Below are 22052 nucleotides of genomic sequence, written 5' to 3'. Positions count from 1 at the left end.
ATTCAATAGCCAAAAATACTAAGGAAAGATGATATTATATTGTCATTTTCACCTTGGGTTAAGCGGTCAGTGCTAATTTCTGAAATCTAACAAACCTGAATGAGTGTGTAGTCATGACGGCGTCGAGAGCGATCTTGGGTGGGAAAGAGTTGAGGCAGACGGTGCGGTTTTCGATCGCGGAACCTGCGGTGAAAGGCATGTTCAGCTGCATTTGCGCGTTTCTGATCCTGCTTTCTCTTTCGGCGCCCAGCCTGGCCGCTGCCGACATGTGGGTCGTGAAACGGGTCTCGGGAATTGTGTACTTCGTTGCCCCTGGCGTTGAGGCGTTCCGGGTCAAACGGGGAATGGTGTTTGAAAAAGGGTATACGCTTGGGACGCGGGCGGGAGCGCGCGCATTGATCGCCCGTGGCAGCGAAACCATTTCCGTTGGACCGAATACCACTTTTGCAATTTCAAAAATGCGGAGCAAGGGCGGCAAGACAACGCTGCTTCAGCGCAAGGGTACTGTCGAAATTGATGTTCAAAAACGCCAGAGACCGCATTTTACGGTTGAAACGCCTTTCTTTGCCGCGGTGGTCAAGGGAACCCGCTTTACGGTGACTGTCGGAGGGAAGCGGGCCGAGGTGAACGTCGAGCGCGGCGTTGTCGGTGTGTCTGACTTTGCGTCCGGCGACAAGGTTGATCTTCGTGCGGGTCAGCGCGCCTCAAGCGCTCCGTCGCGTCAGGTGGGGCTGACTGTGGGCGGTCGTACCAAGCCGACGGTTCAGCCCGGCAGAAAACGGGCTCCTGTATTCCAGACGCCGGCCGTGGAAAATGTGCCCACCCGGAATTCCGGCGGGTTTGGCGGACTGTTTGGCAACAACGGCAATTCGAACGGCAACGGCAATGGCAATTCGAACGGGAATGGCAACGGAAGTTCGAACGGCAATAGCAACGGGAATTCCAACAGCAACGGAAGTTCCAACGGCAACGGTTACGGAAGTTCCAACGGCAACGGCAATGGAAGCTCCAACGGCAACGGTAACGGAAGTTCCAACGGCAACGGCAATGGAAGCTCCAACGGCAACGGCAATGGAAGCTCCAACGGCAATGGCAACGGGAATTCCAACGGCAACGGCAACGGGAATTCCAACGGCAACGGCAACGGGAATTCCAACGGCAACGGGAATTCCAACGGCAACGGCAACGGGAATTCCAACGGCAATGGCAGCGGGAATTCCAATGGCAATGGCAATGGAAATTCCAACGGAAATCGGTAAGGCTGGGAAACGAGAAAAGAAACAATTCCGAAAGACGTAGACCGTAGACTGACCGGGGGAAAAACAGTCGGCGGTACGACAAAATTTTTGGGCTGAGGGTGTGAAAATCTGGCGGGCTGGATCCAGAAGGCGTGTTTTCAACGCAATTCTGATCGCAATCGGTGTGGTTGCGGCTGTCGGGTTGCTGCATCTCTCCGGCATCAATGCCTCACTTGACAAATTCTTGTGGGAAGCCCGTTTCCTCACCGATGAACGACCTGTCTCCGGTGACATCGTTGTTGTCGATATTGACGCGAAATCACTCGACAAGTTGGGCGTTTGGCCCTTGCCGCGCAGATTGTTCGCGAACCTCACTGACAAGCTGGTTGAGGACGGTGCGAAAGACATCGTCTTTGATGTGGATTTCAGTTCGACTTCAAATCCGGAAGACGATGCCCTGCTTGCTGCCGCTTTCGAGCGGGCGGGGAATGTGAGTCTGGCGGTGTTTCGCCAATCGGCAACGGCGACACAAACCGATGGCGAAGTAACCAACCAGCCGATACCTCAGTTGCTCGATGCCGCCTGGCCGGTGGTCGTCATGGTTCCCATGGAGAAAGACAGCCGCATCTGGCGCAACCTCTATGGTTTCGAGATCAATGGAACTTCCGAAATGTCCGCCGCGGCCCTGCTTGGGGAGCATACGGGTGGCACCGTTGGGGCGTTCTGGCTCGATTACAGTATCGCGATCGACCGGATCGAGCGGATGTCCCTTGTTGATGTCCTGGAGGGGAAGGCGGCACATGGATATTTTCTGGACAAGAAGGTGGTCGTCGGCGCCAGCGCTCAGGAACTGCGCGATCTTTTCCCGGTACCGGTCTATGAGGTCCTGCCGGGCAGCGTGATCCAGGCACTTGGGGCCGAAACGCTGTTGCAGGGCCGAGCGCTGGAACCGAAGGGAGAATTTCTGGCAGTTTGCGCGGCGTTTCTGGTCTTTTTCATCCTGTTGATGACGAAGGTGGAAGGCTGGGCAATCAAGATAAGCATTCTGGCCTTGTCGGCACTAACGATCGAGCTCATCGCTTTCAGCCTGCAAAAGTCCACTCCGGTCATGGTGCCGACCGCGAGCGCGCATTTCCTCGTTTTCCTTGCGGCGGCAAGTGTCGTCTTGAGAGAACTCGGTTTTCACAAGCTCATTTCGCATCTGGCCACCATTCGCCGACGCAACAGCGAACGCATGCTCGGCCTGGTATTCGATGACAGCTTCGATGCCATCGTGGTGGTCCAGCGGAACGGAAAGATCTCCGCGGCCAGTCAAATGGCGCGAACCCTGTTCAAAAGCGATGCGCTGGTCGGCCGGCCGGCGCGCGAGGCTCTTCCGCCCGAACTCGTAGAGGAAGCTCTCGCCGTGTTGGCGACGCCCGCGGACAGGAAACCCGTCCCGAAAACCCTGTCCGCACCGGATGAGGATGGCCGGCGCCGCTACATTGAGTATGTTGTCACCCAATCTGAACAGGCGCAGGCAAAATCGAGCCATTCAAGGCAAGTGATTACAGAGGCCGTTGCCTGTTTGACTTGCCGGGACGTCACCGAGGAGCGTGAATCCGCCGAGCGCCTGTCCTTTCTTGCCCGATACGATGCAGTCACCGGCCTGTTGAACAGGAACGGGTTTGAGGGAGAACTGGACAAGGCCATACGGTCAGCGCGTGGGGCCGGACAGAATCTGTGCGTCATCCAGTTCTCGATCGTCAATCTCGACCAGATTGTCGCCTCTCTCGGGTTTACCTACGGCGACCAGGTCAGGCATGCCATTGCGACACGTCTCAAGAGCCACCTGGCTCAAATTGCGACATGGTCCGCTATCTCCGCAGACGTTTTCGCTGGTGTCTTTCAATGCGAGCCTGATCAGGAACTCACAATGACCGAAACACTGCAACAGGTCGTTGGTGAAGACTACAAGATCGAAGGTGCCCGCATTTCCGTCATGCTGAAATTCGGATACATCGTTTCCGACGGACAAATATCACCGGAAAACCTGCTCAAGAAATCCGGCAACGCCCTGGCGAAGGTCCGGCGCGACACCCAGATGCAGACACTCGCTTTCCGTCCGGAAATGGATGTGGCCTTGCAGCGGCGCAGAACGCTTGAAACGGAGCTCTTCAAGGCGATCGTCCGCGACGAACTCCACATGGTCTTCCAGCCACTGGTCAATCTGGCGGATGACACAGTTTTTGGTGTCGAGGCACTGCTGCGTTGGGATCATCGCGAACTCGGACCGATTTCTCCAGCAGAGTTCATTCCGATTGCGGAAGAGAACGGCTACATAGTCGAGCTGGGTGCCTGGGCCTTGAATCGAAGCATGAAGGAAGCGCTGGCCTGGTCCGCACCGCTTCGCCTGTCAATCAACCTTTCCGCCATTCAGTTCAGTCGTGGAAATCTGGTCAGAAACGTCCATGAGGCTCTGGAAAGAACTGGCTTTCCTGCTGAACGACTGGATCTTGAAATCACGGAATCCCTGTTCATAGACGACAGCCTCGATCTGGATTTCCGCATGCAGGAGCTCAAGGCGCTCGGTTGCAGTTTTTCACTCGATGACTTCGGAACGGGTTATTCGTCATTGAGTTACATTCCGAAATACCCGTTTTCGAAGATCAAGCTGGACAGGTCATTTGTGCGTCAATCGATCGCTTCCCAGCAGGATGTTGCCGTCATCGAGGCCGTGTTGCATCTGGCAAAGGGCTATGGAATGTCGGTAATCGTCGAGGGCATCGAGACTTCTGAACAGGCGGGCAAGCTGAGAGAACTTGGCTGCGAGTTTGGTCAGGGCTTCCTGTACGGACGGCCCATGAACTCCGTGCATCTGTCCGCAATGTTGCTAAACGCGGCCTAGGGCAGGACTTTCGAATTGGGCGTTCAGGCCGTTCATGCGCGATTTTCGTTACGCGCGGGACGACGCTGACGGCAGGCGAGGCCGAGCCGCAAACACATGCACGGAAATGGTCAATGCACCTGGAACGGCAGCAGCCCATCAAAGCCGATGGCAGCTGCCGTCAGGTGCGAAACAGTCCAATTCACCTGGTTGCATGCAATACGGAAGGTCAGGGAGGTGTTCAGACGCCTTCCAGGCGCTCCTGAAGTGCCGTGATTTCGTCCGCAAGCGCCTGGGCCTGACGTTGCACGCGGTCCAGCGCCGCACGCATGCTGTCAAGGTCCGAGACGGCGGGGACGTCGGACACAGGTGGCGTGCCGCGGCCGACCAGCAGCCATGTCGGGCTGACATTCAGGACGCCTGCCAGCAGCACAAGCTTGTTCGATCGCGGTTCCGAACGGTCGCTTTCCCAACTTTGCAGGGTGGAGGTCTTGATGCCCAGACGGCGAGCGAGCTGAGCTGTTGACAGACCGGAGGCATCCCGCGCCTTGCAGATCCGCTCACCCAGGGTGTAGTCGCTGCTGCTCGTGGACATTGGTGCACTCCCGTCAGTTCCGGCTGACTCCGCCGCCAGATAAACGGTCCTCTCCGTATGAGGCGAAGTGTTTCTTTTGAAGATTTGGGTCATGGCGCGCACACTTGCACGTCTCGTGTGCACGCCGCAACCGCCAAGGGCGATTTTGTCGCATTAACGGTTCGCGAGGGCGGCTACACGCACGGAGCCTGTCAAAATTGCCGTGGCGGTTTCATTCTTCCAGGGGCAGGACCCATTCATCTGGATGAAATGGCGGGATGAAATTGTCCGGATAGGGGGCGCAAATCTGCTGGAAACCGTCCGGCTTGAAAAGATGTGCAACGACGTTGCCGGGCAAATTCACCCTGTCCCGGAGGGACGCGAAGCGGCGTCTATCTGCTGCGTCAAAGCGCGTGGGCCGGGCAGGAAACCCGCTTGTCTCGCTTTTCCTTGCAGCTCATCGCCGTTTGTTGCGCCATTTCAATCAAAAGAACGAGCCTTGGCCCTAGTATTCACGTTCGAAGAATATGCCGGCCTTGGATTCCCCGTCCGCACCAACTTCGCCGCGAACCTTCAAGCCCCGATCCAGATCGATATCGACCTTGACGCGGCTCGAGCCGCTTCCCGTGCCTTGTTCGACACCGACATAGATATTGTCGTTTATGTATTTGCCGACAGCCACAGACGGTCCGTTTTCGCCGTCCGTATTGATGTCGATCGCGTCCAGGCCGAGAGACTTTCTGATCTGCGCGAGCGGGCCGTTGTCGCTGCCGCCCGTCAGTGTCGCGATGGCGGCGGCAAGCCGGGCGACCTGGGTCGGTGAAAGGTTGCCCACACTCTTGCCGAAGAGGAGCAGCGCCAGCACCTCGTCCTGCGGGAGTTCGGGAGACGAGCTGAACGCAATCTGGGGGTCGTCGGCCTCACCGCTGACTGTGACCGTGATGGTGGTATCGCTCACGGTCGTGGTGGCGGCAAAATCGAGCACCGGTGTGAGCGAGCCTTCAAACGAGGCATTTCCGCGGGAGAACACCAGGCGACGGGTCAGGATGTCCAGCTGCCCCCGTTTCAGGTTGAAGGCACCGACTGCCTGGGGGGAGGCCGTGGTGCCGACGATCTTGAGATCGCCCTGCAGTTCCGCGTCGAGGCCGCGCCCGCGGATGAATATCCGGCCCGGAGCCGAGAGTTGAATGTCCAGTCTCGGCGGAATTGTCTTTTGCTGGGTCTGCGCACGGCCGTTCTCGCCGCCCAGTTCCGCAACTTGTTGTCGGATGGCCTTGGAGGCATTGACGTGACGCACCTCCACTGGAGGGATTGCACCCGGCAGGTATTCGGGAATGGACACATCGGCCTTGTTGATCGTTACGGTTCCGCCGACCAGGGCCGACGCCGAAGTGGATGCCAAAGGACCGGTTACCTTCAGGTCGGCGTCGACCTCCGCGGTGACCAGCCCGGGATCGATATACCGTCCCTTGTTGAGTTTCAGCGAAAGGTCGGTGGGAAAGCCGTTTTTCGTGCCCACCGTGCCGCTCGCCGACAGCGAACCGCCCGTGGCGAGATCGCCGGCAATGCCGTTCAGCGACGCCTGGTCCTGGTTGACCGCGGCCGTTCCGCGGATGTTCTGAACCGTGAGCCCGGTCGACAGGCTCGTGACCTTCAACCCGGCCGGGGTCGCCGTGATCTGGTATTGCGGCGCCGTGGCGGAGCCACTGACGGATCCGGCGAGGGAAATGGCCCCTTCGGCACGAATGCCGGCTTCCAGCAACGGGCGTCTCAGGGCTGCCGTGGGGACGGTTCCATTCAGCGACAGCGCGAGCGGATTGGGCGACTGAATGCCGACGGTTCCGGAGGCGGTGAGGGCGAGGCCGTTCGGATCGCTGACCTTGGTGTTCTGCGAGATCTGATTGTCTTTCAGGTCCCCGGAGGTTGACAGGCTGAGGGCGGCCAGCCCATTGCTGCGGAGTTCGGCGGCTGTCAGCCCCGATCCCGTGATCGACCAGTTCGCCACCGGCGCCGAGGTGCTGCCGGAGGCTGCTGCAGTGCCGGACAGCGTTCCCCCAAGGCCGAGGGAGGGTACGAATGCATTGGCCAGGTTCAGCGGCACCTCTGTCAGGACAGCCTTCAGATCGAGCTGTTCGCCGGCCTGGCCGGACACTTCCAGCGATCCGTCGCCAAGCTGCAGTTCCAGCGGTTCGATCACCGCGGTCCCGTCGGCGTAGGAAATCGTGGTCGGTTGCTTCAACTTGCTGGACAGGCCCTGGTAGCGCATGGCGAGTTCAGAAAGGTCCAACCGGTAGCTCTGGCTCTCCGGCTCGCTGACACGCGCCTTGACGGTCAGGCCGTCCTTGCCGGCGCTGTCGAGATCAACGGTGGCTCCGATCGCGGTTCCGCCGTTGTCGGGCCTCGCCTGGAGCCGGACACTGTGCACCGGTGTGGCATCGGTCAGCAGGTCCGAAACCTCGATGTCGGCAGAAACCGTTTCAGGCGCATATGGGGCCGCAAGGTCGGCTTTCAGGGTGAGGCGACCGATGCTTGCGGAAGGAACGCTGATGTCGCCGCCGGTAATGTCGAGGGCGAGTTTCCTGGTCTGCGGGTCGGCCGTCACGGTTCCGGCAATGCGGCCGCTGATCTCTGTCAAGAGGAGAGGGGACAGGGAGGCGAGGTCGGGTGCATCGATCTCCAGATCGCCCTTCAGCGTCTCGATGGGCTTGTCGAGATCGGCTACTGCAAGCGCGCCGGTCACTGTGTTGCCCGCCAGTTTGATCGAAAGCGGCCTGATATCGGCGCCGCCATCCGTGCTGGTCAGTTCAACGTCAACGGCGACTGGCTGGCCATTGAGTTCGGCGGATGTCTTGATGGTGGCCTTCGGCGCCGATGGATCGGCGATCGCCTGCGCGGAGAATTGCAGGTCGTCGAGAGGCGTCCCTGCCAGAAGGATCTGTTTTGACGAGGCTTCCGCCTGCACCTCGAGTGCCGCAAGCGCACCGGACGTGCTTGCTTCCAGGTCGAGACTGCCGGAAAGCTGCGGATCCACCTGAGCGAGGTCGGCCAGGCTGGCCGTCAGCGTGGATGCCAGTTCGTCCTGGCTGTAGCGGGCCGACCCCTTGGCGCTCACCTGGTCATTGTCCAGCGTCAGGCTTTCGACATCGACATCCGCCGTACCGTTCAGAGCCAGTGTGAGATCGGTACGGGTCTCGCCCGCAAGCAGCGCATCGGCCTGGGAAATGCCCGTGATCAGATCGCGGCTGATCAGGGACGCGGTCGCCGAGCCGGTTATGGTTGCAGGATCCAGATCCGCCGTGAACCGCCCCTCGATGCTCCCGCCGAGATCCCGTCCGGCAAGCGCAGATAGCTTCGCCAGGTCGCGCAGGGACAGGCGGCCCTGGCCGGTGACACGGTCAGCTGACAGCGCAGTGTCTGTAACGGCAAGCGCCGCCACTGCGGACGACAGGGCGAATTCGGCGATCCGAGCGGATCCGGCCTTGCCATCCAATGACCCGGTTCCGTTGAGGGACAGTGGGCCGGTCAAGGGGGCCGTTTGAGCTGTCAGGCCTTCCAGCCCCGTCACATTGAGCGACACGGAATAGGGTGTGGTCAGGACATCGGGCGTCAGATCGGCGCCGTCACCGGAGGCTGTCAGCTGGATTGAGCCGGTGCGCGCCTCGCTTGTCTGGAAAGATGCAAGGCCCAACTTCACCGCCCAGTCCGCGTTGGCTTGTTGCCCGGATACGGAAACCTGACTGTCGAGCGGGCCGAACGCAATGCGCCGTTCGCCGATATCCAGCGCGATCAGCGCGCCATTGCCGGCACCGACCGAAAGGTTGGCGGACGCTTCCACCTTGTCGCCTGTTAGTTCAGCCCGTGCATCCAGGTCCACGGTTTGCGTCTTGAGGGCAATATCTGCGGCAAGGGGGGCAAAGTCGGGCGAGAATCGTGCGGTTCCTGCGGCATTGGTCGTTCCCAGCACAAAGGCCTGCGCCGCCGGCGGGGCCAACGGCGCGAGGTCACCGTCCAGATCGAAGGTCAGGTGGCGTTCGGAGGCAGTTTCCTTGAGGGTCGCCGATCCGGTCACCGTGGACCGGCCGTCGAGCGCTATGTCGAGCGTGGCGGCCCAGTCGGTCAAAGGGCCGTTCCCCTCCAGGGAGACATCGAGCGCGGGCAGGTCAGGGACTTCGAGCAGGCGTGCGGCCAGCCCGCCGCGCGGTTCGGAAACACTGATGTCGAAGAGGAGGGTTTCCGCCGCCGGTTCGAATTGCGCCTTGGCCACCAGGCCAGCCTCGATGCCGTCGATGCGGTGAACGTCGAGATCGGCGGTTACGAGGGCCGGATCCAGCGCAAATGAACCGGCACCGGACGCTGTCAGGGACACGGGCGCACCCAGCAATCCGTCGCCGAGATTGATTTCCCCGATCGAGAGGCTGTCCAGTGTGATGTTGAACGGCAGGGCCAATCCACCGGCCCCGGTGCTGTCTCCACCCGCTGCCGTCGTCTCCTCCGGTTGCGGCGCCGGCGGCCTCTGGAAGTCGACCTGGCTTGCCGTGAGCGAGGCAATGTCGATGTCTCCGGACAGCAGTTGAAGCGGATGCCAGGCGGCCGCGATCCCGGAGACGGTCAACCAGATCCCTTCCTGGTCGGCAATGCCGACCCTGTCTACGCCGGCATCCAGGGCAAAACTGACATAGAGACCTTCGACGGTGATTTGCCGGTCCGGTGTGGAGGCAAGCGAACTGACGATGCCGGAGACAAGATGACGTCCCGACGGCACCTGAAGCACTCCGATGACCAGCACCGGAACGGCGATCGCTACAAGGATCAGGAATCCGAGGATTCTCAGGGACAGATTGACAAAACGCATGTGCGTTAAAAAGCCTGGCTCAAACCGACATAGAGGGCAAAATCCGGATCATCCTGTTCCGGATCCAGCGGGATGGCCGCATCGACTCGAAGCGGTCCTATCGGGGTAAAGTAGCGCAGGCCGGCACCGACGCCCACCTTCAGGCTTTCGGAAAAATCGGGAATACTGTCTTCATACGCATTTCCGGCATCGACAAAACCGACAATGCCGATGGTGTCCGTCACCTTGACGCGCACTTCACCCGACAGCTCGAGCAGGGAGCGCCCGCCAACCACTTCGCCGTTCAGGCGAGGACCGACATTGCGGTATGCGTAGCCGCGGATGGAGCCTCCGCCGCCGGCAATGAAGCGCCGGCTTGCCGGAACGGATTCGACCGAGGGGGCGACAATGGACCCGGCGGAAACGCGGCCGGCCAGAATGAACCGTTTGGCTTCGTCCAGGGCGTAATAGCTCGAAACGGTGCCCTTGACGAAACCCATGGCATTGGAATTGAGCGCATCATAAGCCGGTTCGGCGAACAGCGCGGCGAAGACCCCCTTCGACGGATTGAGCTTGTCGTCCCGGTTGTCGAAGGTCAGCCCTGCCGGCAGTCCCACGAGCAGGTAATCGCCGGTGCCGAAGGCATCTTCCTCGTTGGCGTAGTAGATTTCCGCCCCGGCGCGGCCCTTGAGCTGTTCGGAAAACTCCCGGTTGAGAAAGGCGTCATAGGTGATCGACCGGCTCTTGTAGGCGTCCGGGTTTTCCTGCCGGGCTGCAAGGCTGGTGGAGAAACTTGTCAGTGGTCCGAAGACCCCGGGCTTTTCGAACGCGATCCGCGTGGAATATTCAAGGTTCTCAAGGTTTTCATTGCCGATACGGCCGACGGATCCTTCCACTGAAAGAAGTTCCCCGCGTCCGAAAAGATTGCGCCTGCGCCAATAGGCTTCGACTCCAAAACCCTCCGTGCTGGACCAGGAAGCTCCGGCCCCTATGACATGCCGTTTTCGTTCACTGACTTCGATGAGAATAGGCAGTGATCCGTCCGGCCCCGCGATGTCGCCTTCGACAAGGCGGATTGAGGAAAAAATGCCAAGTTCATTCAGCCGTTTGCGGGCTCTGGCCAAGTCTTCCGGCGAATAGATGCCACCTTGCGGCAACATCGCCTGCTGTATGACAAAGCCGGGATCGGTCACGTCCGTACCGCTGACCGACACCTGGCCGAAGCGGGCCTGTGGGCCGGTGTCCGCGACCAGCGTGACGTCGAGCCTGTTGGTGGCGTGATCCGCGGTGATGCGGCGTTCGGCAATCCTGGCCTTCGGATAGCCGCGGCCTCTCAGCACATTGACGATCTGTCGTTCGGCGGCAAGGACCTTGCCGGAGGCGGCAAGGTCACCGCTGGTAAGCCCCCAGAAGGCGGGGTCGCTCGACAGATCGTTGCCGCGGGTCTCGATCGCGATCTTTCCAAAGGTAAAGGCCGGGCCCGGCGAGACCAGTATCGCAACCTTCACAGGGCGGCCATCGGGAAGGTCGCTCCGCTCAAGAGCGGTTTCGAGTGGGATGCCGGCGAGGGATATATCGACCGTGCCGCCATAACGCCCGTCCGCATATAGCTGTGCGATTAGCCGTTCGCGATCGGATAGGGCTCGTGCAATAAGGCCGGCTTCGCCGGAAGGAGGCTGGTTCTGCTGCTGGACCAGAAGAGAAGCGGCTTCGAGGTCTTTTTGCGGTTCGTCCGACGTTCCGGAAACACTCAAGGTGGCTTCGTAGGGTGTCGGGTCCGGAACAGCCTCGGTTTCCGCCTCGCCGGATTCGAAGAACTTCCAGCCGAAAATCTCGAAAGCGTGGCCAGGCAATGCGGTTGACGCAAGCAACAGGCACGTGAGGCCGATTCCCGTCAGCCTGCGGGCATGCCAAAACGCGCCGGCGGCGCGCAGGACTGCCGGCGAAGGAAGCGTCGAATGACGCACGCCGACACATTGGCCGGACTTGCAGGACGGTAGACCCTTCACTTACTCCCGCCTGTCGGATTGGCAGGCCTGGACACACAGAGCATTCTGTCTCGATCCAGCCCACTGCGTTTGCAGCCCCTACGTTAATCAGCTTAGGGAACCATGGTTAAAACAATCCGAACACGATACACCATGTCACCTGAAGAAGCGCAAGGGAGAAGCTGCGCCGGCGCTTTGGCGCCGGCGGGCTCCACGGGTCGGCGTCCGGATTGCCCGCAGGCAACGCCCCTGGCTTAAAACAGGGCCTCTTCTTCGGGAAGACCCAGAAGACGCCGGGCCGCCGTAAGCGTGTTTACCATCAGCATCGCAATCGTCATCGGTCCGACGCCGCCTGGAACAGGCGTGATCGCACCGGCGTGGCCGACAGCTTCCTTGAAGGCGACATCGCCGACCAGGCGGTTCTTGCCTTCGCCGAGTTCCGGGGCCGGAATACGGTTGATACCGACGTCGATGACGGTGGCGCCGGGTTTGATCCAGTCACCCTTGATCATTTCAGGACGTCCGACAGCGGCAACCACGATGTCGGCCGCGCGAACGACAGCCGGCAGGTCTCGCGTACGGCTGTGTGCGATCGTGACCGTGCAGCTTTCCTGCAAAAGAAGGCTGGCCATTGGTTTGCCGACAATGTTGGAGCGGCCGACCACGACCGCGTTGAGACCGGCCAATGTGTCGCCGAGCGTGCGCTTCAAAAGCACCAGGCTACCGGCCGGTGTGCAAGGGACCAGTGCGCTGCCGCGTTCACCGGCCGTCAAAAGGCCGACATTGACGGGATGAAATCCGTCGACGTCCTTTTCCGGGCGGATCAGTCTGAGGACCTTGCTCTCATCGATATGGCCGGGCAGGGGCAGTTGAACCAGGATCCCGTGGATTTCAGGGTCGTTGTTGAGCTGCTCGACAAGGGCCAGAACGTCCGCCTCGCTGGTGTCGGCTGCCAGCGTGTGCTTGACGGAATGGAAGCCGCAGGCCTCGGCGGCCCGGTCCTTGTTGCGCACATATACCTGGCTGGCCGGGTCCTCGCCGACGAGAACGACTGCGAGACCGGGGCGTTTGCCGCTTGTGGACAGCAGATTGGCTGCGCTGTCGGTGATTTCCTGCCTGACGGATTCCGCGATGGCTTTGCCGTCTATGATTTGAGCCTGGGACATTCGGTCTCCCTGATTGTCGTGCATCGTCTCGATTGAACCGGGCCAAGCTATAATGTGCAGTCCGCAATCAAAAAAGGCCGTTTGCGTCGTTTCATGCTCTGGTTTCGTCATTCGCCGCCGGAACGGTCAAAGTGCGCGGGAAAAAGCATCCAGCTCCGAAACGGCGCAAACGATGTGATACAGCGAACTGGCAGGAGCCGGTTCGTCCTTGAATGCGCCGTCGGCAGCCATCTTGTCGCGCCAGAGGCCAGCCGGTGCGTTGTCCAGATAAAGCCGCAGCGCCTGAACGGCATCTGGTATGTCGGCCAGATAGGCGAGGCGCTCGGGGCCGTTCGAAACTTGTGCCAGGGCGATGGCGGCCTTGAGCCATTCAGTCTGCGCCCACAGGCGTGCGACAGGATCATGGACGGAAAAGTCGTCTTTCATGGCCATGAAAGCGACGCCGCGGCTTTCATCGATGCCATAGGTCCAGCCTATGTCGTAAAGGCGCCTTGCTGCCACCAGGGCGCCCGCATCTGCGCGCGAGCCCCCCCATCTCACAAGAAGCCACGCCCACTCGAACTGATGCCCGGGTTCCATGATCCGTCCGGGTGTTCCTTCGGCCGGTGTCCAGTCGAGTGCGAAAAACTCGCGAAGACCGCCTGAGACGGGGTCGATGAATCGCGTCAAGGCGAGTTCGGCGATTTCGTCGGCAAGGTCCCGCCATAATGGATCATCGGACACCTCCTCCCAGGCAAGGCAGGCTTCAAGCATGTGCATATGAGGGTTCGAGCACAGCGGGAGGCGATCGGGAACGGCTTCGTGAAAACCGGCTTCGGAATGATGATAGCCGTCCAAAAGGCGCCTGATCAGTTTGGCGGCCTGCGAGACGGCACGGTCCCTTCCTGCGGGAACTGCACGGGCCACCTGGGCGAGACCGAAAAGCGAAAATGCCTGGTTGTAGAGATCGAAGCCAGGATCGCTGAGGGTGTCGTCCCAGGCAACGGCGGCGGCGAAGGTGTCGTCTTCCAGAAGAAAGGACCCGAGATACCAGTCCTGCAGTGCTGTCGCGATATCCGCTGCGGGGCCGGTCCAGCCAAGCCTTGCACCTTCCAGGAAGGAATAGATCTGTCTCGGGACGACACGTGCCCGGCATGCCGACCGGGTGCCTTCCAGGGTGTCCAGGCTGATTGCCTCACTGCATCTGCCCCGCACCGGATCGAATCCTTCGCGAGCCCAGAGGGGCAGTCCGTCCTCGACAAGCCATCTCGTTAAATCTAACGATAAGATTTTAATAGTATCTGTAGTGTTTGGTGATGATCTTGCGGTCATGGAGTATCCCGGAGCCCATGAATTCAATGTCGAACAGACAGGGCACACTAATGCGGCTTCCCTGGAGGGCCAAAGGCCATAAATCGGAAATTAATCAATTCACTAGGAAAACAGGCCTACTGTTACAGCAAAGTCACAGCCGGGAGCTTTCTCCAGGGGATACCATCGATGCGTCTTGGACATCATGGCATGGGGGTGCTACCAGACTGGCAGCAAAATGGGTGGAACGGGTGCTGATGCGGAATTTGTTGGTTTTGGTGGCTGCGGGGAGCTTGTTCGGATGCGCTGCCCTGCCGGGTGACGGTCCGGCTGCCATCAATATAACGACGCAGGACGTTGAGACGAGTGCTCAGGCGGGCGACTACACGGTCGTAACCGTCAGTCCCGATAACATTGAGACCATCAGAGCCTATCGTCCGCTGGCTTTCGCCAACCAGTTTCGTGGTGTCGGTGGTGGCGGTTCTCCCACGCTTCTTGGGGTCGGCGATACGCTGACCGTGACCATCTGGGAAGCGTCGCCCGACGGCCTGTTTTCCAGCGGCAACAGCGGTTCAAGCCAGATTCCGTCCGTGGTTGACGAGAACGGCTACATTTTCGTTCCCTACGCCGGACGCGTCCGGGCCGCCGGCCTGAGCATCGAGGGCCTGCGCCAGTCGGTCCAGAAGAAGCTTGTCGGCAAGGCCGTCGAGCCTCAGGTGCTAATCTCCTTGCGCGACAAGTTGAGTTCGACCGCAGTGGTGGTCGGCGATGTCGCCAAGCCCGGTGTCTATCCGCTGCCATTGCGGAACACACGCCTGCTTGACCTTGTCGCCGAGGCCGGTGGGGCGCGTGAGGCAACCTACGAAACCGTCGTGACGCTCAAGCGCGGCAAGCGGGCGGGAACAACGCGCCTGGAAGATCTGTTCGACTATCCGGAGAACAATGTTCTGATTTCGCCCAACGACAACATCCTGTTGTCGCATAGGCCCAGGACTTTCTCGGCGTTTGGCGCCGTGAAGGACAATCAGCTCGTCCCGTTCAGAACCAAGACGGTGACGATGGCGGAAGCGCTCGCAACCGTTGGCGGTTTGCGCGACGAACGGGCAGATGCGAACGGTGTTTTCCTTTTCCGGTACGAAGACGGGGCGCTGGTCAAGCGTCTGAAACCCGAATTGGCTCAGAAGATCGGCTCCACGCAAAGCGTACCGCTTGTCTACAAGCTGAGCCTGCGGGATCCCAAGGGTTTCTTCATGTCCCAGCATTTCGAGATGCGGGACAAGGACATTCTGTACGTATCCAACCACCCGACCGCGGAACTCGGCAAATTCCTGCAGATTATCGCTCCGCTCATCAGCAACTACTCGACTGTTCAAAGAATTACCGATTAATAGTTGATGGATGGAATGCATTGCGCCGAGCCCTGCGAAGGCCTGGGCGCCCAGGCCGACGGATTGGCAATTTGGCATGAGTTCAGTCAGCTCCATGGTGGTGCTCTTTTTACAAGGCCCACCCGGTGTGTTTGCGCGTACAATCGCGGACAGCCTTGAGAAGGCGGGCGCGAAAACCTGTCGTGTGAATCTGTGCGCCGGAGACTGGCTTGGCTGGCACGACCGCCGCTGCACCTCATATCGAGGCAGTCTGGAAGACTGGCCTGACTGGCTTCGCTCCTTTTGTGTGCAACGCAAGGTCACGCATATCGTCTATTATGCGGATCGGGTTCCTTACCACGTTGCCGCTGCTGAAGTCGGCGCGGAGCTGGGGCTGACCTGCCTGACCTACGAAAATGGCTACCTTCGCCCGGACTGGATCACGCTGGAACACTGCGGCATGTCGGCGCATTCGCGCTTTCCGGACGATCCCGACCTGATCCGTCGCCTGGGCAGTGCGCTTCCGGACATCGACCGCCGGCCGCGCTACAGGTACCCGTTCATCAACGAGGCCGTGAACGAAGTCAGCTGGAATGTCGCCAACGTGTTTTTTGCCTTGGCTTATCCGCGATACGTGCGGGACAAGCTCTATCACCCGATCATCGACTATCTGAGCAATATTCCTCGATTTGCCCTGGCCAGGCGCCGCAACCGGCACGCCAATCACGTGATCGACGACATCATTTCGACGGATCTTCCCTACTACGTGTTTCCGCTTCAGCTGCAGAGTGACTATCAGCTGCGGTTCAACTCGCAATATGATCACATCGCCGAGGCTGCCGAAGAGGTGATCCACTCCTTCGCGCAACATGCTCCGAGTGCCGCCCGGCTCGTGTTCAAGATCCATCCGCTGGACAACGGCATGGAACCCTGGGTCCGTATCCTGCGCACGATCGCCAAGAAACACGGCGTAAAGAAACGGGTCCTGCTTGTCGACGGCGGCAAACTCAACCTGTTGTTGGAACATGCCGCCGGGTCCTTGACCATCAACAGCACGACCGGCCTTCACTCTTTGCGCGCCCGGTGCCCAACCAAGGTTCTCGGAATCGCCCTGTACGATCTTCCGGGGTTGACGTGCCAGAAGTCGCTGGACGAGTTCTGGCGCCACGGGTCGGCCCCGGACGCCGAGCTTCTCGATGCGCTTGAACGATTGCTGGCTGCCTCCATTCAAGTGAAAGGCTGCTTCTACACGCGGGAGGGCAGGGAAGCCGCCGCGGACTTGATGGCCGAAAGGATTGTCAATGACACGGTCAACCAGCCCGACGCATTGTGTGACCGGCCACCGCGCCTGGAAAAGGCCGTGTCACGCGGAATTGCCACGACCTTCGCGCAACAGTTGAAGACAAGAGGCAAGACTGAACGGTGGTCTCATGCCTGGCGCCGCTGACCTCAAGGCGTCCACGAACACCGGAAACGAGGCGGGGCGGCGTGTCCTGTTCCTGCAAGGTCCGTTGTCTCCCCTGTTCAGACTGGTCGGAGATCTTTTGAAGACCCGGGGAATGACCGTCTTCCGTATCAATTTCTGCGCCGGCGACTGGCTGCATTGGCATGGCGAGGGATGTGCCAACTTCAAGGAAACCTCTTCGGAATGGCCGGGCTACATCGAGCGTTTCCTGGTCCGGAACAAGATAACCGACCTTGTCCTCCACGGTGACCAGCGGATCTACCATCGCGTGGCCGTCAAAAAGGCGCTTGAGCTCGACATACATGTCGCGGTGACCGAACTCGGTGCGCTGCGGCCCGGCTGGATGACGCTGGAGCGGAATGGCCTGTCCACCCTGAGCCATTTTCCGACCGATCCGGACGCAATCCGGGACATTGCCCGGCGCGCCGGCAATGTCGACTTGAAACCCATGTATCCGTCTTCCTTCTGGCTCCAGACGGCTCCGGATGTCATCTACAACCTCGTCAACGTGTTCCTTTCTCCGCTGTTTCCCGGGTACGAGCGGCACACGATCTATCCGCCGGTGGAAGAATACCTGCGCGGTGCCGTGCGCCTGCTCAAGGAAGGGCAACGCACGCATCTTGCGGAAACGTCCCTCAGGCAGGTGCAGGATTCCGGAAAACCGTATTTTGTTCTGCCGATACAGCTGGAGGGCGACTTCCAGCTTCGACGCCATTCGCCTTACGACAGTTTCGTCGAGGTCCTGCAAACCGTCTTCAGTTCCTTCGCTTCAACGGCGCCGGCTGAAACCCGGTTGATCCTGAAAAGCCACCCGCTGGACGTCGGGTTCGAGAACTGGGCGCAGGTCTCGAAGGAATTGGCGGCCAAATACGATCTGGGCACGAGAGTGCATTATCTGGACGGAGGCGGCCTGGCAAAGCCCTTCGAAAAGGCATCAGGCGTGGTCACGTTGAATTCCACCGCGGGCCTGGAAGCCCTCCAGGCGTGCCTTCCCGTCAAAACCCTGGTGCCGGCGCATTATGATATCGATGGGCTGACGCACCAGGGCAGTCTCGAAACCTTCTGGAGCGAGCCGGAAGGACCCGATCCGGAGCTGTTGACGGCTTATGTCATCGCTCTGGCGGCGAGCACCCAGGTCAGAGGGTCGATTCACAATCGGGAAGGTGTCGTGGTAGCGGCGCGGAACATTGCGGAGCGGATCGAGGCGCATTCGATCAATGCGTTCGGTGCATTCGTGGATCCTCCGCCAAGGCTGGCACGGGCCCGTGCACTCGGGGTGCCGCTATGACGGATCTGGAAAGACTGGGGTCCAGAATTCTGCGGCTTGGAGACCCGGCGCTGAAACCGCTCAGGTCACGTGTTGCCATGGCGCTCGGAACAGGTGTCCTCCCACCGCCGCATACCGGGCGGCGATACCACGCGGTTGGCGAGGACATGATCCTGCGATCCGGATTTGCCGTGAATCCGTCTGCCACAGAAGTGCTGGCGGTTTTGGACGGACCGACCTCACATGAGGCACAGCGTCTCCCGGCCAGCCTTGTGCTGTTGTCGGGCAGCGGTGCTGCGGAGAAAGCCGGGCAGGGACCGCAGAAACTTGCCCATGCGCTGGTGCGCTCGGTCCGTCAGGCACAGCCGGTGAGTGTTTTCAAATTTTCCGATTTCTGGCGCTCGCATGCCTTCAGCTGTGAAGCCGCCGGCGAGCAAGTGAAGGCCGGACGATTGGGCCGAGCTTTGGACCGTTTGCTGCGGCAGGTGGATGAGCGGTACGCGGAAGACCCGCTGGACGCAGGCATCTTGCAGGCTTGCGAGGCTGAAGGCATTGCCCTGAACGAGTTCCTCGATCGCCTTCTGACCTGGCGCACCGTCTGGTTCTCTCCCTATACGGGACGCCCGGTTTTGCCGGAAGTGGCTGCGGAAATCTGCAAGACCATGCACGCGCATTGGCAGGAAAATTCGGTTCCAGGTCATTGTTACGGCGCCCAGTATTGGAACCATCCCTCGATCCGCGCGACTTTTTCCGGAAAGGGGGGAGATGTCAGCTTTCATGAAACCCAGTCCGAAACGGTTGCTGCCGCCCGGGCCAGTGGAGGGCGCATTCTGTCCTGGGCCGGAAGAACGGATCCCGGTTTCGAAGCCGAATGTGCAAGCAGGAACATTCCGCTTCTCCGGATAGAGGACGGCTTTCTGCGCTCGGTCGGCCTTGGGGCGGGCCTCGCGCGCGGAGCGATGCTGGCAGTGGACGATCTCGGTATCTATTACGATCCCTCCCGGCCAAGCCGGCTTGAGGTTCTGCTGCAGAACCACGAATTGTCGGAACAGGAATACCGGCGCGGTGAAACCCTGATTGACCTCATCAGGCAGGCCAGGGTGTCGAAATATAATTTCGGAAGGTCCCGGGCATTCGAATTTCCTGCGGGCAAGACCAGGATACTGGTGCCTGGACAGGTGGCCGATGATGCGGCGATCCGCAAATCCCGGTCCGCGACCATCGATTGCGCCAACACGCCGAACGTGAATGTCGACCTGCTGCGGCTCGCGCGGGCGCGCAATCCGGACGCGTTTCTTGTGTTCAAGCCCCATCCGGACGTGGAGACCGGATTGCGCAAGGGCAAGGTGCCTCCGGATCAGGCGCTGGAATATGCCGACCTGATTGCACGGGACGCCAACATCATCGACCTTATCGAAGCCGTTGACGCGCTGGAGACCTTTTCGTCGCTCTCCGGCTTTGAAGCGCTGTTCCGCGGAAAGAAGGTCGCCGTTCACGGCGCACCCTTTTATGCTGGCTGGGGCCTGTGTGAAGATCTGACGCCGATCGAAGGCAGGACACGGCACCGTAGCCTGCCGGAGCTGGTCTATCTTGCTCTTGTGCAATACGCACGGACGATCGATCCGGTCACCCTGCTGCCGTGCACACCGGAATTTCTGGTATCCAGACTGGCGGCGCAGCGGACGGACCGGAAACATCTATTGATAACCGCCGCGAAGCGGCATGCTTCGTGGCTCGGCCGGAAGCTCGGATTGTGACAGGAACGAGGTAGGGTCAATGTCGGGCAGGCAGGACAGGGTCATCGTATTGACCGGGGCCAGCGGTGGAATCGGCCAGGCGCTTGCGCGGGAATTCGCCGGACCTGGAACATATTTCGCCCTGATTGCGCGTGACGAAAGCCGCTTGCAGCCGCTCCTGGAGGAATTGCGCGCAGCGGGCAGCCAGGGGGAAGTGCGTGCCATCGACATTCGAGACCGGGAGACGCTTCACGCCTACCTGAAGGATCTGGACGGTCGCCGCCCGGTCGACCTCGTGATTGCCAATGCCGGCGTAACCGCGGGGCTCGGACCGAACCGAACGCGTGAGCTGGATGCCGACAGCGACAGGCAGATCGACGTGAATTACCGCGGTGTCGTCAACACGATAACGGGCGCAATCGACGCCATGCAGCAGCGGCGGCGCGGCCAGGTCGTACTGATTTCTTCCCTTGCCGGCATGAGGGCGTTGCCGGACATGCCCAGTTACAGCGCGACCAAGGCCGCGCTGATCAGCTACGGCCACTCCCTGCGCGGCTGGCTGAAGCCGTTCGGTGTCTCCGTAACGATCATTTGTCCGGGTTTCGTCACGTCTCCGATGTCGGCGCGTCACAAGGGGGCAAAACCCTTTGAAATGCCGGCCGACCGGGCAGCCAGGCTGATGCACCGGGCCATCTTGAAGCGGAAAGCCTTCTACGCCTTCCCGTTCCTTCTGGCCTTGGGAATTCGCTTGCAGAACCTGCTGCCACCGAAACTCGGTGATGTCTTCATGGGGGGGTTCGACGTGGAGATCGAGCAGGATCCCAGGTACGACGATCCGGATAGACATCATCGCGACGCCGGCTGAAGAGCCGGCCTTCAGGACATGGGAAAAACCGCTACCGGGCGGCCTTGATCAGCCGATCAACCGCGGTGCCGTCGGCGCGCATGGCCTCAAGTTCCGCCGCCGTTGTCTCGACCGCGCGGGCAATCTGCTCTTCGGTGTGCTCGCTGGTGATGAAGAACCGGATACGCGCGGATTTTTCAGGCACAGCGGGGAAAATGATCGGCAGCGCGTTGATGCCCTTTGCGAGCAACCTGTTGGAAAGCGTTGCCGCACCCGCGGAATCGCCGACAATGACCGGCACGACGGCATAGCCCGCACTTGGTCCCGTGTTCAAACCCGCTTCCCTGGCGAGCTTCAGGAACAGGGCGCCGTTCTTCTGCAGTCGCTCGACACGTTCCGGTTCGTTTTCGAGCATTTCCGCGGACGCGATGGCCGCGCCGGCCAGGGCCGCGGACAGGCCTACGGAAAACACGAAACCGGGCGCTGTCACCTTCAGATAATCGCAAAGGACCTTGGAACCGGCGATGTAGCCGCCGCAGGACGAGAACGTCTTGCTGAGCGTGCCCATCCATATCTCGACTTCGTTCGGGTCGATATCAAAATGCTCCGCAATGCCCTTACCGGTCTTGCCGAGCACACCGATGGAATGGGCCTCGTCGACCATCAGCCAGGCGTCGTAGGCCTGCTTGAGTTTGACGATCCGCCTGAGGTCCGGAAAATCGCCGTCCATTGAATAAAGGCCTTCGACGATGATCAGGACCTTGTCGAACTTGTGCCTGTGATCGGACAGCAACTTTTCCAGGCCGTCCAGGTCGTCATGGGGGAAATTCATCCGGGTCGCGCCGGACAACCTGACACCTTCGGCAATCGAATTGTGCACGAACGCGTCGGTCAGAACCAGGTCGCCCTTGTGCATCAGATGACCGATCGTTGTCACGTTGGTGGCATGACCGGAGACCATGACGATCGACGATTCCACCCCGTGTATCCGCGCCAGCGCTGCTTCCAGCTGCGCATGAAAGGGACGTTCTCCGGCCACGATCCGGCTTGCCGAGACGCTGGTGCCGAAGCGGTCGATATAGGACTTGGCTGCCGCGCTGACACTCGGATGCCCATTCAGTCCCAGATAATTGTAGGACGCGAAATTGTCGTAGTTGCCGCCGTCAATGACACTTGTGCCTGCGGCCAGTCCGTCATGGGCGCGGAAAAAGGGGTTTTCGATGCCCATCATGTCCGCGGCCGCACGATGCATCTGAAGCTGCTTGACCTGCGGCAGCTCCTTGAAATCGTATACCTTGCGCTTCGGTGCAACCGCGGCCGGGCGGTCTCCGGCTGATGTGGTCCGCCCACGGGCGGACCGGCGATTGGCTTTCAAGCTGTCCATCAGCTTGGCGCGATCATCTGCGCCCATTCCCGATAT

Annotated in this window: 13 protein-coding genes; 7 read left to right on the top strand and 6 right to left on the bottom strand. The window is 60.4% G+C overall.

Annotated elements, in window-relative coordinates; all coding sequences use genetic code 11:
• Positions 1-197 precede the first annotated feature (197 nt).
• Both O6760_RS25200 and O6760_RS25195 read left to right on the top strand, forming a co-directional pair.
• On the top strand, positions 198-1259 hold the full coding sequence (locus tag O6760_RS25200; protein WP_269582402.1) for a FecR family protein: 1062 nt from the start codon (positions 198-200) through the stop codon (positions 1257-1259).
• A 223-nt stretch (positions 1260-1482) separates the two neighbouring features.
• Positions 1483-4125, top strand: coding sequence for an EAL domain-containing protein (locus O6760_RS25195; RefSeq protein WP_269582401.1), 2643 nt, complete (start codon positions 1483-1485; stop codon positions 4123-4125).
• A gap of 220 nt (positions 4126-4345) precedes the next feature.
• Here O6760_RS25195 and O6760_RS25190 read toward each other — a convergent pair whose 3' ends face one another.
• The 5 genes from O6760_RS25190 to O6760_RS25170 form a co-directional block, all read right to left on the bottom strand.
• Complete coding sequence (locus O6760_RS25190; protein ID WP_269582400.1) at positions 4346-4699, bottom strand: helix-turn-helix domain-containing protein; 354 nt, start codon at positions 4697-4699, stop codon at positions 4346-4348.
• 484 nt (positions 4700-5183) lie between these two features.
• Positions 5184-9530 (bottom strand): translocation/assembly module TamB domain-containing protein, encoded by a 4347-nt coding sequence (locus O6760_RS25185; RefSeq protein WP_269582399.1) that lies wholly within the window; start codon positions 9528-9530, stop codon positions 5184-5186.
• 5 nt (positions 9531-9535) lie between these two features.
• Complete coding sequence (locus tag O6760_RS25180; RefSeq protein ID WP_332306205.1) at positions 9536-11518, bottom strand: autotransporter assembly complex protein TamA; 1983 nt, start codon at positions 11516-11518, stop codon at positions 9536-9538.
• Between the two features lie 233 nt (positions 11519-11751).
• Positions 11752-12663, bottom strand: coding sequence for a bifunctional methylenetetrahydrofolate dehydrogenase/methenyltetrahydrofolate cyclohydrolase FolD (folD, locus tag O6760_RS25175; RefSeq protein WP_269582398.1), 912 nt, complete (start codon positions 12661-12663; stop codon positions 11752-11754).
• Positions 12664-12789: 126 nt separating this feature from the next.
• Entirely contained in the window at positions 12790-13857 is a 1068-nt protein-coding gene (locus O6760_RS25170) for an AGE family epimerase/isomerase (RefSeq protein WP_269582397.1), read from the bottom strand.
• A gap of 353 nt (positions 13858-14210) precedes the next feature.
• Here O6760_RS25170 and O6760_RS25165 point away from each other — a divergent pair, with 353 nt between their 5' ends.
• From O6760_RS25165 to O6760_RS25145, 5 genes are all read left to right on the top strand, one after another.
• Positions 14211-15341, top strand: a complete 1131-nt coding sequence (locus O6760_RS25165) for a polysaccharide biosynthesis/export family protein (protein ID WP_269582396.1) — start codon at positions 14211-14213, stop codon at positions 15339-15341.
• Positions 15342-15417: 76 nt separating this feature from the next.
• Positions 15418-16767 (top strand): capsule biosynthesis protein, encoded by a 1350-nt coding sequence (locus O6760_RS25160; protein WP_269582395.1) that lies wholly within the window; start codon positions 15418-15420, stop codon positions 16765-16767.
• The gene (locus O6760_RS25155) at positions 16751-18073 is read left to right on the top strand and encodes a capsule biosynthesis protein (protein ID WP_269582394.1); all 1323 of its coding nucleotides are present in this window, start codon (positions 16751-16753) and stop codon (positions 18071-18073) included. Before O6760_RS25160 ends, O6760_RS25155 begins: the two co-directional genes overlap by 17 nt.
• The gene (locus O6760_RS25150; protein ID WP_269582393.1) at positions 18070-19809 is read left to right on the top strand and encodes a capsular polysaccharide export protein, LipB/KpsS family; all 1740 of its coding nucleotides are present in this window, start codon (positions 18070-18072) and stop codon (positions 19807-19809) included. The genes O6760_RS25155 and O6760_RS25150 overlap by 4 nt, the downstream gene beginning before the upstream one ends.
• Before the next feature lie 19 nt (positions 19810-19828).
• On the top strand, positions 19829-20653 hold the full coding sequence (locus O6760_RS25145; RefSeq protein ID WP_269582392.1) for an SDR family NAD(P)-dependent oxidoreductase: 825 nt from the start codon (positions 19829-19831) through the stop codon (positions 20651-20653).
• Between the two features lie 31 nt (positions 20654-20684).
• Here O6760_RS25145 and O6760_RS25140 read toward each other — a convergent pair whose 3' ends face one another.
• Entirely contained in the window at positions 20685-22043 is a 1359-nt protein-coding gene (locus O6760_RS25140; protein ID WP_269582391.1) for an aminotransferase class I/II-fold pyridoxal phosphate-dependent enzyme, read from the bottom strand.
• Positions 22044-22052 lie beyond the last annotated feature (9 nt).

This window comes from Roseibium sp. Sym1, assembly GCF_027359675.1.
Classification (GTDB): Bacteria; Pseudomonadota; Alphaproteobacteria; order Rhizobiales; family Stappiaceae; genus Roseibium.
This window is presented reverse-complemented; position numbering and strand designations above follow the sequence as displayed.